Raw genomic sequence first — 13,742 nt, 5'->3', positions numbered from 1 at the left:
CGTAGATTCCATGGGGCGGTGAGCGTGGCCTTTCCGATAGGTTTGGGTTTCCACACTCGAACCATCGGAGAGTCAGATGCAAGCATCGACCATAGACACGCCCACCGCGGAGTATAATGGCACAATTTTCGTTGCGATCGAGCTGAGTCAGAAGACGTGGCTTGTGACGCTGCACAGCCCGGACCGGGAGCGGATTTCGCGCCACAAGCTTGAGGGGGGCGATCACGCCGAACTGCTGGCGTTGATCGAACGGACCCGCGCCCGGGCGGCGGAGAAGCTCGGATCGGTACCGCGGGTAGTGAGCTGCTATGAGGCGGGCTATGACGGCTTCTGGCTGCATCGGCTATTGGAAGCAGCCGGGATCACGAACTTTGTGTTCGACCCTGCGAGCATTGCGGTGGAACAGCGGGCGCGGCGGGCGAAGACGGATCGGATCGACGGCGAGCTTCTGCTGCGCACCCTGATGGCCTATTTGCGGGGTGAGCCGCGGGTGGTTCGGATCGTTCGCGTGCCGAGCGTGGAAGCCGAGGACGCCCGGCGCGCCAGCCGCGAACGCGACCGGCTGGTCACCGAGCAGACGGCCCATACCAACCGGGTCAAGGCGCTGCTGCGCCTGTTGGGACTGGCGGTTGGCAACCCGCGGCGCCGAGACTGGCTCGCCTGGCTCGCGCGACAGCGCGACTGGCAGGGCCAGCCGCTACCGGCACATCTTCTGGCCGAGGCCAAGCGCGAGCATGTGCGGCTGATGCTGGTGCGCGAGCAGTTGGCGGCGCTGGAAGAAGAACAAGCTGCACAAGCCCTTCCCGTTCCGGCACCGATCGCGGAGCGACGAGATCTGTTGCTCCGCCTCAAGGCGCTCGGTCCGGCCTTCACCGCAACCCTGGTGCACGAGCTGTTCTACAAGGACTTCCGCAACAGGCGCGAGGTCGCCGGCTATTGCGGCCTGACGCCCAGTCCATGGCGCAGCGGCGGCATCGATCGCGAGCAGGGCATCAGCAAGGCCGGCAATCGGCGTGCCCGCCACAAGGCGATCGAACTGGCCTGGCTCTGGCTCCGCCATCAGGGTGACAGCGCGCTTAGCCGCTGGTTCCGTACCCGCACGGCCAACGCCGGCAAGCGCGCCAAACGCATCGCCATCGTCGCACTGGCGCGCAAGCTGATCGTGGCGCTGTGGCGTTACCTCACCACCGGCCTGGTTCCCGAGCAGGCAACCATGAAGGCATAAAACAAACCACGTCACCACGCGCCGCGGCTTCGCCGCGCTCCGTGCGGGATGGATGATGACCGTGCCACCCTAGGGCTTCAACCGCCGTTTCGTAGATGGGTCTCATCCTCGCCAGGCTTCCTCGCCGCAAGCATGCGGAAGGTGGGTACGGATCAAACAATCCGACCGGATATGAGGTGATGCAGTGAGCTGCTGCAAACTTCGCAAGCCAATCCTCGCCCGTTGCCCGGTCGTCGCGCTGCGCTACGCATGGCTCCGCGCGCCGCCCTCTTACTCCACAATCCTGATCCAGACCCGAAGGACAGCCTTGACTCACAAATCCCCATATGAGGGTGGGCAAAGGCGCGCAGCGACGTGCCCACCATCGACGCTGTGCTCGGGATGGTGGGCACGCTTCGCTTTGCCCACCCTACGCGCCGACGTTGCCTACGTCACGCCACCTCACACACAAACCCGTTCCCCTTGCGCCGGATCTTCCCGGTCGATGGCGAGGGGAAATGCGCGGTGCAGCACAGCGTCTCGGTGTCGCAATAGCGCTCCAGGAAGCTGCGGCGGGTCTTCGCAGCGAGCGTTTGATCGACGTCGAATTTCGCCGACAGTTCCGGATAATGCGTCTGGATCGGCGAGTGCATCAGGTCGCCTGAAAACACCGCGTCGTCCTTGCCGCGGCCGAAAGTAAAGGCGACATGGCCCGGCGTGTGGCCGGGCGTCGGCAGGATGCGTGTGTGATCGCCGATCGCGAAATCGTGGTGCACGATCTCGGCCTTGTTGGCTTCGACCACCGGAAGCACGCTGTCGACGAACGGCGCGACCTCCGTCTTCGCGTTGGTTTCGGTCCAGTAGTCGAACTCGGCTTTGTCGAACACATAGCGCGCGTTCGGGAAGGTCGGCACCCAGCGGCCTTTCTCCAGCCGCGTGTTCCAGCCGACGTGATCGACATGCAGATGCGTGCACATCACGTAGTCGATATCGCCGACGGAAAAACCCGCGGCGGCAAGTCCGCTCAGATAGGTGTCATCGGTCTTCATGTTCCAGGCTGGCCGCAGCGGCCGCGGCTTGTGATTGCCGATGCAGCTGTCGATCAGGATGGTGTGATGCGGCGTCTTCACGACATAGGACTGGAAAGCCAGGATCAGCGTATCGCTGTCGTCGAGCGCGCCGGCGGCCTTCATCCATGCGCGATTTTCGGTGAGCAGTTCGGGCGTCAGCCCGGGCAACATGTCGAGCGCCGGCAGGAACGTGGTCTCCTGCTCGACGATCCGATGGATGGTGATGTCACCGACGGTGAATTTCAGGCTCATGGCATTCCTTAAGTAGATCAGCGCGCGTCGCGCACGGCGGGAATGACAATTTTGGCAAGGATATCCATCGCCGCAAGGCCTTCCTTCGGTTGGCCGTATCGGGCTGCCACCGTCATCATCACAAGAGCGAGATCGGGAAGCTGTCGCGCATGCTCAACCTCCCACGCCCCCCGCCTTACGCCGCCGGCGGCACCGAGATCTTCACCGACGGACGCTCCAGCGCCTTCTGGTAGAAGGCGTCGAGCTTCGGATAGGCCTTGCGCCAGCCGCAATCGGCGAAGCGGAAGTCGGCGTAGCCGAGCACGCAAACAAGCCCGATCTGCGCGATGTCGAACGAGCCGTTCAGGACCTCCGGCCGGTTCTCGAACCGCGCCATGCCGGTCCACGCCCGGTTCCAGTGGTCGTCATGCCAAGCCTGCCACAGCGTGCCCTGCGGCCGCACCATCTTCTCGTAGCGGCACAGCAGCATCGAATCGAGCATGCCATTGATCAGCGAGTGATCGGTCTTCACCTTCCAGCGCCGCGGGCCGTAGCCCGGGATCAAACCGCCGCCGCCGATCTCGTTGAGATACTCGACGATGACGTAGGAATCGAGAATCACATCGCCATTGTTGAGGATCAGTACCGGCAGCTTCTTCAGCGGCGTGATCTTCGAATATTCGTCATTGGCCTGGCCCGGCGCGACGCTGGCCGGCACGAATTCGATCTTGTCGATCAAGCCCAACTCGATCGCCGCGATGCGCACCTTGCGGGCGAACGGGGAGGCGGGAGAGAAGGTGAGTTTCATGGGATGCCCCTGTATTATCGGATTAGAGCGTCATTGCGAGGAGCGAAGCGACGAAGCAATCCATGCATCCGCACACGTGGAAGAATGGATTGCTTCGCTTCGCTCGCAATGACGTAGTTGGCGCGGGTGTTCGGCGCCGTGCCTCACGCCGCGATGATCTCCTGGCGCTGTTCGCCGAGACCCTCGATGCCGAGCGTCACGATGTCGCCGACATTGAGGAAGGTCGGCGGCTTCATGCCGAGGCCGACGCCGGGTGGCGTGCCCGTGGTGATGATGTCGCCGGGCAGCAGCGTCATGAACTGCGAGACGTAGGAAATGCACTTCGCCATCGTGAAGATCATGGTCTTGGTCGTGCCGGTCTGGCGGCGCTGGCCGTTGACGTCGAGCCACATCGACAGGCTCTGCACGTCGGCGATTTCGTCCCTGGTGACGAGCCAGGGGCCGACCGGGCCGAAGGTGTCGTGCGACTTGCCCTTGGTCCACTGCCCCAGCCGTTCAGTCTGGAAGTTGCGCTCGGAGACGTCGTTGCAGACGCAGTAGCCGGCAACGTGGTTCAGCGCGTCTGCTTCCGAGATGTACTTGGCGCGGGTGCCGATGATCGCGGCGATTTCGACTTCCCAGTCGAGCTTGGTCGAGCCACGCGGCTTTTCGACTGCGTCGTTCGGGCCGCTCAGGGACGTGTTCGCCTTCATGAAGATGATCGGTTCGGTCGGGATCGCTGCGCCGGTTTCCTTGGCGTGGTCGGAATAATTCAGGCCGATCGCCACGAACTTGGAGATACCGGTGACGGGCGCGCCGAAGCGCGGCTTGCCGGAGACGGCGGGCAGGGAGCCGGGATCGAGGGCGGCCAGCTTCTTCAGCACATCAGGCGCGTAGGTCTCGCCGGCGAGGTCCTTGATATGGGCCGAAAGGTCGCGGAGCTGGCCGGATTTATCGATCAGGCCGGGTTTTTCCGCACCCTTTTCGCCATAACGAACAAGCTTCATGTTGATCTCTCCCTACGGTTTCTGACGATCGTTAGCTGGTATACCTCGGCAAGCTTCATGGAACAGCGCGGCGGGAAATTCAATGGCCCTGAGCGCGCTGCATTGCAGCCAAGCCTTATTTCAAGGCTGTTTTGGCCCAATCAACTCAACGCGATGAATTTGAAGGCATCGCCGTCGCGCTTGATATGGCCGGCACCAAAGTGCCCGCCAATCACCAGCGTCGGGGTGTCGACAAAGCGCGCAAACAGCTCGCGCCGTGTCACGGCCGACTGCTTCGGGTCGGAATCGACGGTCGCCGACCAGTCGAGGTGATACATCTGGCACGGGTGATGGGCAGCATCGCCGGTCAGCAGGGCTTGCTGTCCGCCGGAGGCGATGTGGATGCTCATATGGCCCGGGCTGTGGCCGGGGGTGGGGATCAGCGTGATCTCGTCGGTCAGCCTAATGTCGCTCGGCACAAGCTCGGCCTTGCCGGCGTCGGCGATCGGCTTCACGGAGTCGGCGAACACCGCAGCGTGCGCGGGATCATCGCTGTGGTCGCGCCAGTGCTCGAACTCGGTCTTGCCGAACACGTAACGCGCGTTGCCGAAGGTGGGTACCCATTGCCCGCCGACCAGCCTTGTGTTCCAGCCGACATGGTCGACGTGAAGATGCGTGCACAGCACCGTGTCGATGCTGTCAGGCGCAAAGCCGGCCGCGGTCAGCTTCTCCAGGAATGGCTCGTTGCGGTTATTCCAGGTCGGCACATTGCGGCCCTGCTTGTCGTTGCCAAGCCCGGTGTCGACGATGATGCGATGCTCCGGCGTTTCGACCAGCAGTGAATGGATCGACATCTTCAGCCGGCCGTCCGCATTGGCGAAATGCGGGATCAGCCAGGGCAGGTTCTGAATTTCCTCCCGGCCGGCGAGCGGAAGGATGAAGCGGGTGCTGCCGACCGTCTCGAGCTCGACGATCTTGGTGATCCTGACCTTGCCGACCGTCCATTGCATGCGGCGCTTCCCTGTTTGTTATCTCGTTTATTATCTTGCGCAATCGACGATCACGGTACCGATCTTGTCGCCCTTCTCGACCGCGAGATGGGCCAGTGCGGTCTCGGCCAACGCGAATTGTCCGGCGATATTGTGCACGCGGGTGCCCGAGGCGAGCCATTTGGTGATGTCCTCCTGCGCGGCCGCGAGCAGCGGCGGCGGCAGTGCGAACAGCACCAGCGAGCGCAGCGTGATGCACTTCTCCATCAGCTCGCGCATCGGCACGACGGGTGTGCGGTTGCCGTTGGTGGCGTACACCGCGATCGTGGAGTTGAACGCCATCAACTTCAGCGTGGTCGCAAGGTTGCCGCCGAAATCGACGTCGACCACGCGGTCGACACCGCGGTTCTCGGTGAACGCCATCACCCGGGCCACCACGTCCTCGGTGCGGTAGTTGACGACGAAGTCGGCACCGGCCAGCCGCGCCTCCATGTCCTTGACCTCTGAACTCACCGTCGCGATGACGCGTGCGCCGCCCCACTTTGCGAGCTGCACCGCGTAATGGCCGACTGCACCGGCGCCGCCGGTGACCAGCACGGTTTGCCCTGCGATCGGCCCGTCCGCGAACAGCGCGCACCACCCAGTCATGCCGGGGATGCCGAGCGTCGCGCCTGCGGCAAAGGAGACGTCCTCGGGCAGCGGCGTCACCAGATAGTCGGCGAGCGTGATGTATTCGGCAGCGGTGCCGAAGGCCCGGCCGTTGCGCTGGCCGTTGAACAGCCAGACGCGGTCGCCGAGCGCAAAGCGCATCACGCCTTCGCCCACCTGGTCGATGATTCCGGCGCCGTCGCTGTTCGGGATCACGCGCGGAAAGTCCATCGCGCGATAGTTGCCGCTGCGGCGTCCGACATCGGCCGGATTGACGCCGGAGGCCTCGAGCTGGACGCGGACCTCGCCAGGGCCGGCGTCGGGTGTCGGCATCTCGCCGACGGTGAGTACCGTCGGCGCCGCGCCGGTCTGTTCGTACCAGACCGCCCTCACAAGGTGCCCGGGTAGGCGCCGCCATCGAGCAGGATGTTTTGCCCGGTGATGAAGCCCGCCTTGGCGCCGCACAGGAAGGCGCAGGCGTCGCCGAACTCGTCGGGCTGGCCGAAGCGGCCGGCCGGATTCAGCTTGGCACGCTCGGCCAGGATCTGCTCGATCGGAACGTTGCGCTTTTCGGCCTCGGCCTTGCCGGTGCTGCGCAGACGATCGGTCTCGAACGGGCCTGGCAACAGGCCGTTGATGGTGACGTTGTTGATCACGGTCTTGCGCGAAAGGCCGGCAACGAAGCCGGTGAGGCCGGCGCGGGCACCGTTGGACAGGCCGAGGATTTCGATCGGCGCCTTCACTGCCGCCGAGGTGATGTTGACGATGCGGCCGAACTTGCGCGCCATCATGCCGTCGACGGTGGCCTTGATCAGCTCGATCGGCGTCAGCATGTTGGCGTCGATCGCCTTGATCCAGTCGTCGCGGGTCCAGTTGCGGAAATCGCCGGGCGGCGGGCCGCCGGCATTGTTGATCAGGATGTCGGGATCGGGGCAGGCCTTCAGCACGGCCTCGCGTCCGGCCGGCGTCGTGATGTCGCCGACGATCTCGGTGACGGTGACGCCGGGATGGGCCTTTCGGATTTCATCGGCGGTCTGCTTCAGCGCCTCGGCGCCGCGCGCGGTCAGCGTGACGTGGACACCCTCATTGGCGAGCGCGATCGCGCAGGCGCGCCCCAGTCCCTTGCTCGATGCGCAGACGATGGCACGGCGGCCCTTGATTCCGAGATCCACGATTGCACTCCCTTTGATGTCGGGTCAGTTTGTAAAGGTTCGATGGCGCCAGTCTAGCCAGACCCGGCGCTGCCGATAAGGGATGTGCAATGCATAAGTGCATGCCGGGCGGGAAACAGCCGGCGTGCGGCTTAAATACGCCGCTCCCGCCTCAGCCGCTCGATCGCCATGGTGGCTTCGGGCGGCAACGACCGGATTCCGGTCTGGCCGACTGCCGAAAACAGCGGCCGCAGCTGCGAGCCGTTGAGGAATTGCGGCTGGTTGGCCGGTGGCACCAGCTGGTCGAAAACCAGCACGAGGGTGGTCACGACGAGGCCGGTCCTGACGGCCCCAAGCAGCGCGCCGCCGAGCCGGTCGCCGATCCCGACCTCGGAACCGATTGTGTCGTTAAGCATCGTCCGCGCCAGATGTCCGAGCACGACGCCGATCACCAGAAAAAGGCCGAACAACAACACGCCGTTGGACGGAAAGGGCGACGTCGGCAAGTCAGCGATGCGGGGCCCGATCATCGACATCACGGTAACGGCAATCGGCATTGCGACGAGATAGGCCAGGATAGTGACCGCACTGCGCAACAGGCCGGTGCTGAAGCCGGTCACGACCGCGAACAGCAATCCAAGGGAAATGACAGCGTCGAAAGTGTTCATGGAAACCTGCCCGAACCGCCGCGGCACTGAATTGACTTCGTAGCCCTACGCCGCCGTCATTGCGAGCGGAGCGAAGCAATCCATGTCTCCGCTTGCGGCACTATAGATTGCTTCGCTCCGCTCGCAATGACGTGGAAGGACTACCGCAACCTCACCCCGCCCGCATCTCTTCCTTGATCATATCCGCGGCCTTCTCGCCGATCATGATGGTCGGCGCATTGGTGTTGCCGCCGATCAGGGTCGGCATGATCGAGGCGTCGACCACGCGCAGGGCTTCGAGGCCATGCACGCGCAGTTTCGGATCGACTACGGCAAGGGGATCGTCAACGCCCATCTTGCAGGTGCCGACCGGGTGATAGACGGTGTCGACGCGCGCCGCAGGATGTTGCGGATGTCGTCGTCGCTTCGCACGTCTGAAGTGAACATGTCCTTCTGCTGCAGGGCGCGTAGCGATGGGGTTTCCATCAGCCGCCGCGTGGTCTTGTAGCCTGCGACCATCGCCTCGAGGTCGGCATCCTCGCCGAGGAAATTCGGATCGATCAGCGGCGCTTGCATCGCATCGCTGCTCGCAAGTGCGACGCTGCCGCGGCTCTTCGGCCTGAGCAGGCAGACATGGCAGGAGAAGCCGGTGCCGCTATGGCGCTTGCGGCCGTGGTCGTCGACCATGGCCATGCCGAAATGCAGCTGGATGTCCGGGATATCGAGATCGGGCCGCGTCTTCAGGAAGCCGCCACATTCGGCGAAGTTCGAGGTGAGGGGACCGCGGCGCTCCCGTCGGTATTGCAGGATGGCGCGGATCAGCCGCGGCATACCCTTCAGCGAGATGCCGGCGAAGTTCGGATTGTCGGACGCGTAGCCGAAGATGAAGTCCGGATGGTCCTGCAAATTCTGTCCCACGCCGGGCAGATCATGCACGCTGGCAATGCCCTGTTTGCCGAGCGCGGCCGCGTCGCCGACCCCCGAGAGCATCAACAAATGTGGCGACTGGAATGCGCCGGCGGCGAGGATCACCTCGCGCCGCGCGCGGAGTTGCTTCAGCTCCTTGCCTTGTCTGTATTCGACGCCGACCGCGCGCTTGCCCTCGAACAGGATGCGTGTCGCCTGCGCGCCGGTTTCGACGCGCAGATTGGCGCGCTTGTCGATATGCGGATGCACATAGGCGCGCGCCGCGCTCCAGCGTTCGCCGTTCTTCTGCGTCACCTGGTAGATGCCGACGCCTTCATGGTCGTCGGCGTTGAAATCCTCGCGGATGCGGAACTGGGCTTCCTGCGCTGCCTGCAGGAAGGTCTGCTGGATCGGATTGCCCGAGCGCAATTTGTTGACCGCGAGCGGCCCGCCTTTGCCGTGATATTCGCCGTCGAAATCGGAATTGTTCTCCGAACGCTTGAAATAGGGCAGCACGTCGTCGAACGACCAGCCGCTGTTACCGAGCGATGCCCAATGGTCGTAATCCCAGCGATGGCCGCGGATATAGACCATGGCATTGATTGCCGAGGAACCGCCGAGCCCCTTGCCGCGCGGCTGGTAGCCGGTGCGGCCGTTGAGGCCCTTCTGCGGCACGGTGTTGAAGACCCAGTTGTTGACGGTGCCCGCGACCATCAGCACCAGCGCGCCCGGCGTGGTGACGACCCAATTGTCGTTCCTGCCGCCGGCATCGAGCAGCGCGACCGACGTCGCCGGATCCTCCGACAATCGCCCCGCCACCGCGCAGCCGCCGGAGCCTGCGCCTACCACCACGAAATCGAATGTCTCAGTCACGTGTCCCCCAGTCTTCTTTGTCATTCCGGGGCAATGCGAAGCATCGAGCCCGGGATCCATTTAGCCACCAAGTCTGCGGCTTGATGGATTCCGGGCTCGCGCTGCGCGCGCCCCGGAATGACGACTACGACAACAACCGCATCAGCTTCTCCAGCCGCGCGATCTTCGCGCCATAGGGCGGATAGAGATCGGCCAGCCGGTTGAAGCGCGAGCGATAGAACACCGGTTTCAGCTTGGTCAGCGTCCGAAATCCCCATTCGCCGTGATAGGCGCCGGTGCCGGAGGCGCCGACGCCGCCCATCGGCTGGTGGGCCTGTGCGAAGTGGAACAGGCAGTCGTTGACGGTGACGCCGCCGGACACCGTGCGCGCCAGCACCTCGTCGCGCGCGGCGTTGTCAGTGCCGAACCAATACAGCGCGAGCGGGCGGTCGTGCCTGTTGATGTAGGCGATCGTATCAGGCGCATCGCGGTAGCCCATGATCGGCAACAGCGGTCCGAAGATCTCCTCCTGCATGACAGTCATGTCAGGCGTCGCATCGACAATGATGGTCGGCGGAAACTTGCGCTTGCTCTTCCATTCGGGATCGTTCGGCGCGGCCGGCTGCAGGATGGTCGCGCCCTTGGCGGCGGCATCGGCCACCAGACTCTCAAGTCGCGCGTAATGGCGGTCCGAAACGATGGAGGTGTAATCGGGATTGACCGGATCAGTACCGAACATGTGCTGGATATGGCCGTTGAGCCGCATCGCGAACGGCTGCACGGAGGCTTCCGGCACCAGCGCATAGTCGGGCGCGATGCAGGTCTGGCCAGCATTGAGCAGCTTGCCATAGGCAATGCGCTGGGCCGCCTCGTCGATGTCGGCGGAGCGGTCGATGATCGCCGGCGACTTGCCGCCGAGTTCGAGCGTCACCGGTGTCAAATTGCGTCCAGCGGCCTCCGCGACCAGCCGGCCGACCCGGGTCGAGCCGGTAAAGATCAGATGATCGAACGGCAACGCGGCAAAGGCCTTGGCGATGTCGTCGTCGATGTCGGTCACGACAAGCTCAGTGGCGTCGAATTTCCTGGAGACGACCTCAGCCAGAAGCTCGGAGAATCGCGGCACCAACTCGCTCGGCTTGATGATCGCGCGGTTGCCGGCCGCGATCGCGGCCACCGCGGGCGCCAGCGTGAGCTGCAGCGGATAGTTCCAGGGCGCGATGATTCCGACCACGCCGAGCGGCTGCGGGATCAGGCGATTCCGCCCGGGTGCGAATTGCACCGTGGTCGCAATCTTCTGCGGGGTTATCCAGCGCTTGAGGTGCTTGGCGGCGTGCTTGATCTCGCCAAGCACCAGCATGGTTTCGGCGATCACGGTCTCGACGGTGCAGCGATGGCCGAAATCGGCCGAGATCGCGGCCTCGAACCGCGTCTCGTTCTCGGTGACCGCGGCCCGCAGCCGTCTCAGCCGGTCGAGCCGCGCCTGCAATGTCGGCGCAGGCTCGCTCCGCGATAGCTCGATCTGGCGTTGGAAGGTATCTTCGAGCGCGTGCAGCCCGGGACTCTTCAATGGCCGGTCCATGGCATTTCCCCTCGGATGACGTTTCTTGGGCGTTTTGTTGCTGCCAAGCTCCGCTTTTGCGCGGTTTCTGGCAAGGCCTGGTTCCCGGAGGCGATTATGACAGGAAACCGGGCGATTTCCGCGTCACAAAAACCTCAAAAACCCGCTCGCGGGGCTTTCCAAACCACACCTGCGTTGGTACATACCCCTCGCACCCGATGGCTTCGGCCCGGGTCGCCTTCTCAGGAAGCCCTCCGGATGGATCGATCGGCGCAATTAGACGCGTTGGCCGACCGCCTCAGGCCCTCTTCTGCAAGGCACGCACGGTTTAACGCGGGGTGGAGCAGCCCGGTAGCTCGTCAGGCTCATAACCTGAAGGTCATAGGTTCAAATCCTATCCCCGCAACCAAGTTGATAAAAAACCCCAGCAATCTCAAATGATTGGCTGGGGTTTTTGTGTCGAATATCGACCGGACCAACATCAATAACTTGGCCCGTGGGTTCGGCCCATTCGCTTATTCTCGCGGTCCGGCCACCAGGATTGGTTCTGCTGCGCGCAAATCGTTCAATTGGACGCCCGTCACGGCATGCTTGAACGCGAGTTCGATCAAGCCGACGATCTGCATCGCCGCGTCTTCCGGCGCCAGGCCAGCCGGACGGATATTGGATATGCAATTTCGGCTCGAATCCATCAAGCCGATCTGAGGCCGCCACGTAATATAGGCACCGAGCGAGTCGGCCGCCGACAGACCCGGACGTTCGCCGATCAGGACGACGACCAGCTTGGCGCCGAGCAGTTCACCGATCTCGTCACCGATTGCGACCCGCCCCTGTTCGACAAGAACGAGTGGTCCGATCGTGAGGCCTTGGGCCAACAAAAATCGCTGCAGATGATCGAGCAACGGCAGAAGATTGACCTCGATGGCCGATGCGGAGAGGCCGTCGGCGGCGACGATCGCGATATCGTTGCCGCGTTGCTGGCCGTCGATGGCAAGACGCCCGGTGGGTGAAAGGCGACGCCCCAGATCCGGGCGGCGCAGATATTCTGCCCGATCGGCAGCGGCGCTCCGCACTCGAACGACACTCCAGTCTCGTTCCCGAAGCGCTTGCCCGATAGCCTCGAAATCAAGCGTGGCGTGAACGGCGTCACGCGCGCGGGCGTGATCGAGCATGAACCGAAGGCCCGTCGCAGTCAGTTGTCCGGATCCGGCTCGCCCGAGCGCGATGCGCGCCGGCGTGAAGCGGCGCAGGCGCGCCAGTTTGTCGGTCGTTACGAGCGGATCGGTCTGATCTGGAGGGTCGTCCGGCATCATCAGGCTTTCATCGTTTCGATCAGCGCAATGGCCGGGCCGATCGCTCCGGACGCCGCCTTCTCAAGCAGACGGCCGTCCCCGTCGGCGAGGCCCATCCGACGCAACCAATCCTCGAACTCAGGAGCGCATCGCCGACCGAGAGTCTGGCGAACGTAGAGGATGTCGTGAAACGCCAGGCTTTGATAATTCAGCATGACGTCATCGGCGCCGGGCACCGCAATAACGAAGGTGACGCCTGCGGCGCTCAGCAGCGTCAGCAGCGCATCCATGTCGTCCTGGTCGGCTTCGGCATGATTGGTGTAGCAGACATCACATCCCATCGGCACGCCGAGCAGTTTGCCGCAGAAGTGATCCTCGAGCCCGGCCCGCGTGATTTCCTTGCCGTTATAGAGATATTCGGGACCTATGAAGCCGACGACCGTGTTGACGAGCAGCGGATTGAACCGCCGCGCAATGGCGTAGGCGCGCGCTTCCATCGTCTGCTGGTCGATTCCAAAATGCGCGTTGGCGGATAATGCGCTGCCTTGCCCGGTTTCCAGATACATGACGTTCTGGCCGACCGTGCCGCGCCGCAGTGAAAGCGCGGCATCATGGGCCTCCGCGAGGACCGACAGGCTGATCCCGAAGCCTCGATTGGCTTTTTCCGAGCCCGCTATGGACTGAAAGACGAGATCAACCGGGGCGCCGAGATTGATGGCCTGGATCGCGGTCGTTACATGGCCCAGACAGCAGGTCTGTGTCGGAACATCGAGGCGTTCCCGGATATTATCGAGCAGGCTGACGATGCGTACATAGTCCTGCAAACTATCGGTCGCGGGATTGACGCCGATCACCGCGTCGCCGACTCCGAACAGGAGCCCGTCAAGCAGGCTGGCCGCAATTCCGCGGGAATCGTCGGTCGGATGGTTCGGCTGCAGTCGCGTGGAGAGTCGGCCGGCTGATCCGATCGTGTTGCGGAAGGCTGTAATGACGCTGCATTTTGCCGCGACCACGACGAGGTCTTGCGCACGCATGATCTTGGATACCGCGGCGGCCATTTCCGGGGTCAGGCCGGGGGCCAGCGCCGTCAGATGGCTTGTCGTGGTCCGCATGTCGAGCAGCCATTCGCGGAACCCACCGACGGTCAGATGCGACACCGGTTCGAATGCCGTCAGAACATGGCTGTCGAGGATCAGACGAGAAACCTCGTCCTCCTCATACGGCACGAGATCGACATTCAGGAAGGTTTTGAGAGGAAGATCAGCCAGCGCCATCTGGGCGGCGACACGCTCGATGGCGCTCTGCGCCGCGACGCCGGCCAGAGCATCACCGGAGCGGGCTGGCGAAGCTTTGGCAAGCAGCGTCTTGAGGTCGTGAAAGGTCCAGCGCGTACCGTCAACCGTCGTGTGATAAGACATGCA

11 protein-coding genes, 1 tRNA gene and 1 pseudogene are annotated in these 13,742 nt (G+C 63.6%); 2 read left to right on the top strand and 11 right to left on the bottom strand.

The features are described from left to right. Positions 1–76: 76 nt before the first annotated feature. The gene (locus UP10_RS27335) at positions 77–1,225 is read left to right on the top strand and encodes an IS110 family RNA-guided transposase (protein WP_044585437.1); all 1,149 of its coding nucleotides are present in this window, start codon (positions 77–79) and stop codon (positions 1,223–1,225) included. Positions 1,226–1,656: 431 nt separating this feature from the next. Here UP10_RS27335 and UP10_RS27330 read toward each other — a convergent pair whose 3' ends face one another. The 9 genes and pseudogenes from UP10_RS27330 to UP10_RS27290 all read right to left on the bottom strand — a co-directional run bounded on the left by UP10_RS27330 (position 1,657) and on the right by UP10_RS27290 (position 11,050). Continuing rightward, positions 1,657–2,526, bottom strand: a complete 870-nt coding sequence (locus UP10_RS27330) for an MBL fold metallo-hydrolase (RefSeq protein ID WP_044590306.1) — start codon at positions 2,524–2,526, stop codon at positions 1,657–1,659. A 175-nt stretch (positions 2,527–2,701) separates the two neighbouring features. Continuing rightward, positions 2,702–3,313, bottom strand: a complete 612-nt coding sequence (locus UP10_RS27325) for a glutathione S-transferase family protein (protein ID WP_044590305.1) — start codon at positions 3,311–3,313, stop codon at positions 2,702–2,704. A 143-nt stretch (positions 3,314–3,456) separates the two neighbouring features. Continuing rightward, the gene (locus tag UP10_RS27320) at positions 3,457–4,299 is read right to left on the bottom strand and encodes a fumarylacetoacetate hydrolase family protein (protein WP_044590304.1); all 843 of its coding nucleotides are present in this window, start codon (positions 4,297–4,299) and stop codon (positions 3,457–3,459) included. A gap of 140 nt (positions 4,300–4,439) precedes the next feature. Then, the gene (locus UP10_RS27315; RefSeq protein WP_044590303.1) at positions 4,440–5,288 is read right to left on the bottom strand and encodes an MBL fold metallo-hydrolase; all 849 of its coding nucleotides are present in this window, start codon (positions 5,286–5,288) and stop codon (positions 4,440–4,442) included. Positions 5,289–5,318: 30 nt separating this feature from the next. After that, a complete protein-coding gene (locus UP10_RS27310) occupies positions 5,319–6,308 on the bottom strand; it encodes an NADPH:quinone reductase (protein ID WP_044590302.1) in 990 nt (329 codons plus the stop codon). Next, complete coding sequence (locus tag UP10_RS27305) at positions 6,305–7,087, bottom strand: SDR family oxidoreductase (RefSeq protein WP_044590301.1); 783 nt, start codon at positions 7,085–7,087, stop codon at positions 6,305–6,307. The genes UP10_RS27310 and UP10_RS27305 overlap by 4 nt, the downstream gene beginning before the upstream one ends. A 131-nt stretch (positions 7,088–7,218) precedes the next feature. Continuing rightward, on the bottom strand, positions 7,219–7,734 hold the full coding sequence (locus UP10_RS27300; RefSeq protein ID WP_044590300.1) for a CvpA family protein: 516 nt from the start codon (positions 7,732–7,734) through the stop codon (positions 7,219–7,221). A 151-nt stretch (positions 7,735–7,885) separates the two neighbouring features. Further along, a pseudogene (locus UP10_RS27295) lies at positions 7,886–9,516 on the bottom strand (GMC family oxidoreductase). Between the two features lie 100 nt (positions 9,517–9,616). Continuing rightward, positions 9,617–11,050, bottom strand: a complete 1,434-nt coding sequence (locus UP10_RS27290) for a coniferyl aldehyde dehydrogenase (RefSeq protein ID WP_044590299.1) — start codon at positions 11,048–11,050, stop codon at positions 9,617–9,619. 311 nt (positions 11,051–11,361) lie between these two features. On the opposite strand from UP10_RS27290, the gene UP10_RS27285 reads away from it, so the two are divergent. Beyond that, positions 11,362–11,438, top strand: a tRNA-Met gene (locus UP10_RS27285). Positions 11,439–11,544: 106 nt separating this feature from the next. Here the strand turns inward: UP10_RS27285 and eutC are convergent. Both eutC and UP10_RS27275 read right to left on the bottom strand, forming a co-directional pair. Beyond that, the gene (gene eutC, locus UP10_RS27280; protein ID WP_197086902.1) at positions 11,545–12,342 is read right to left on the bottom strand and encodes an ethanolamine ammonia-lyase subunit EutC; all 798 of its coding nucleotides are present in this window, start codon (positions 12,340–12,342) and stop codon (positions 11,545–11,547) included. After that, positions 12,342–13,739, bottom strand: a complete 1,398-nt coding sequence (locus UP10_RS27275; protein ID WP_044590298.1) for an ethanolamine ammonia-lyase subunit EutB — start codon at positions 13,737–13,739, stop codon at positions 12,342–12,344. Before UP10_RS27275 ends, eutC begins: the two co-directional genes overlap by 1 nt. Positions 13,740–13,742: the final 3 nt, after the last annotated feature.

Source organism: Bradyrhizobium sp. LTSPM299 (genome assembly GCF_000938235.1).
GTDB lineage: Bacteria > Pseudomonadota > Alphaproteobacteria > Rhizobiales > Xanthobacteraceae > Bradyrhizobium.
Note: the sequence above shows the minus strand (reverse complement) of the source record. Positions and strands in the feature narration are given on the sequence as shown.

What these genes read in the sequence shown, in the direction of transcription:
- UP10_RS27335 (WP_044585437.1), top strand. Translation starts at nt 77, where the DNA reads ATGCAAGCATCGACCATAGACACGCCCACCGCGGAGTATAATGGCACA.
- UP10_RS27330 (WP_044590306.1), bottom strand. Translation starts at nt 2,526, where the DNA reads ATGAGCCTGAAATTCACCGTCGGTGACATCACCATCCATCGGATCGTC.
- UP10_RS27325 (WP_044590305.1), bottom strand. Translation starts at nt 3,313, where the DNA reads ATGAAACTCACCTTCTCTCCCGCCTCCCCGTTCGCCCGCAAGGTGCGC.
- UP10_RS27320 (WP_044590304.1), bottom strand. Translation starts at nt 4,299, where the DNA reads ATGAAGCTTGTTCGTTATGGCGAAAAGGGTGCGGAAAAACCCGGCCTG.
- UP10_RS27315 (WP_044590303.1), bottom strand. Translation starts at nt 5,288, where the DNA reads ATGCAATGGACGGTCGGCAAGGTCAGGATCACCAAGATCGTCGAGCTC.
- UP10_RS27300 (WP_044590300.1), bottom strand. Translation starts at nt 7,734, where the DNA reads ATGAACACTTTCGACGCTGTCATTTCCCTTGGATTGCTGTTCGCGGTC.
- UP10_RS27290 (WP_044590299.1), bottom strand. Translation starts at nt 11,050, where the DNA reads ATGGACCGGCCATTGAAGAGTCCCGGGCTGCACGCGCTCGAAGATACC.
- eutC (WP_197086902.1), bottom strand. Translation starts at nt 12,342, where the DNA reads ATGATGCCGGACGACCCTCCAGATCAGACCGATCCGCTCGTAACGACC.
- UP10_RS27275 (WP_044590298.1), bottom strand. Translation starts at nt 13,739, where the DNA reads ATGTCTTATCACACGACGGTTGACGGTACGCGCTGGACCTTTCACGAC.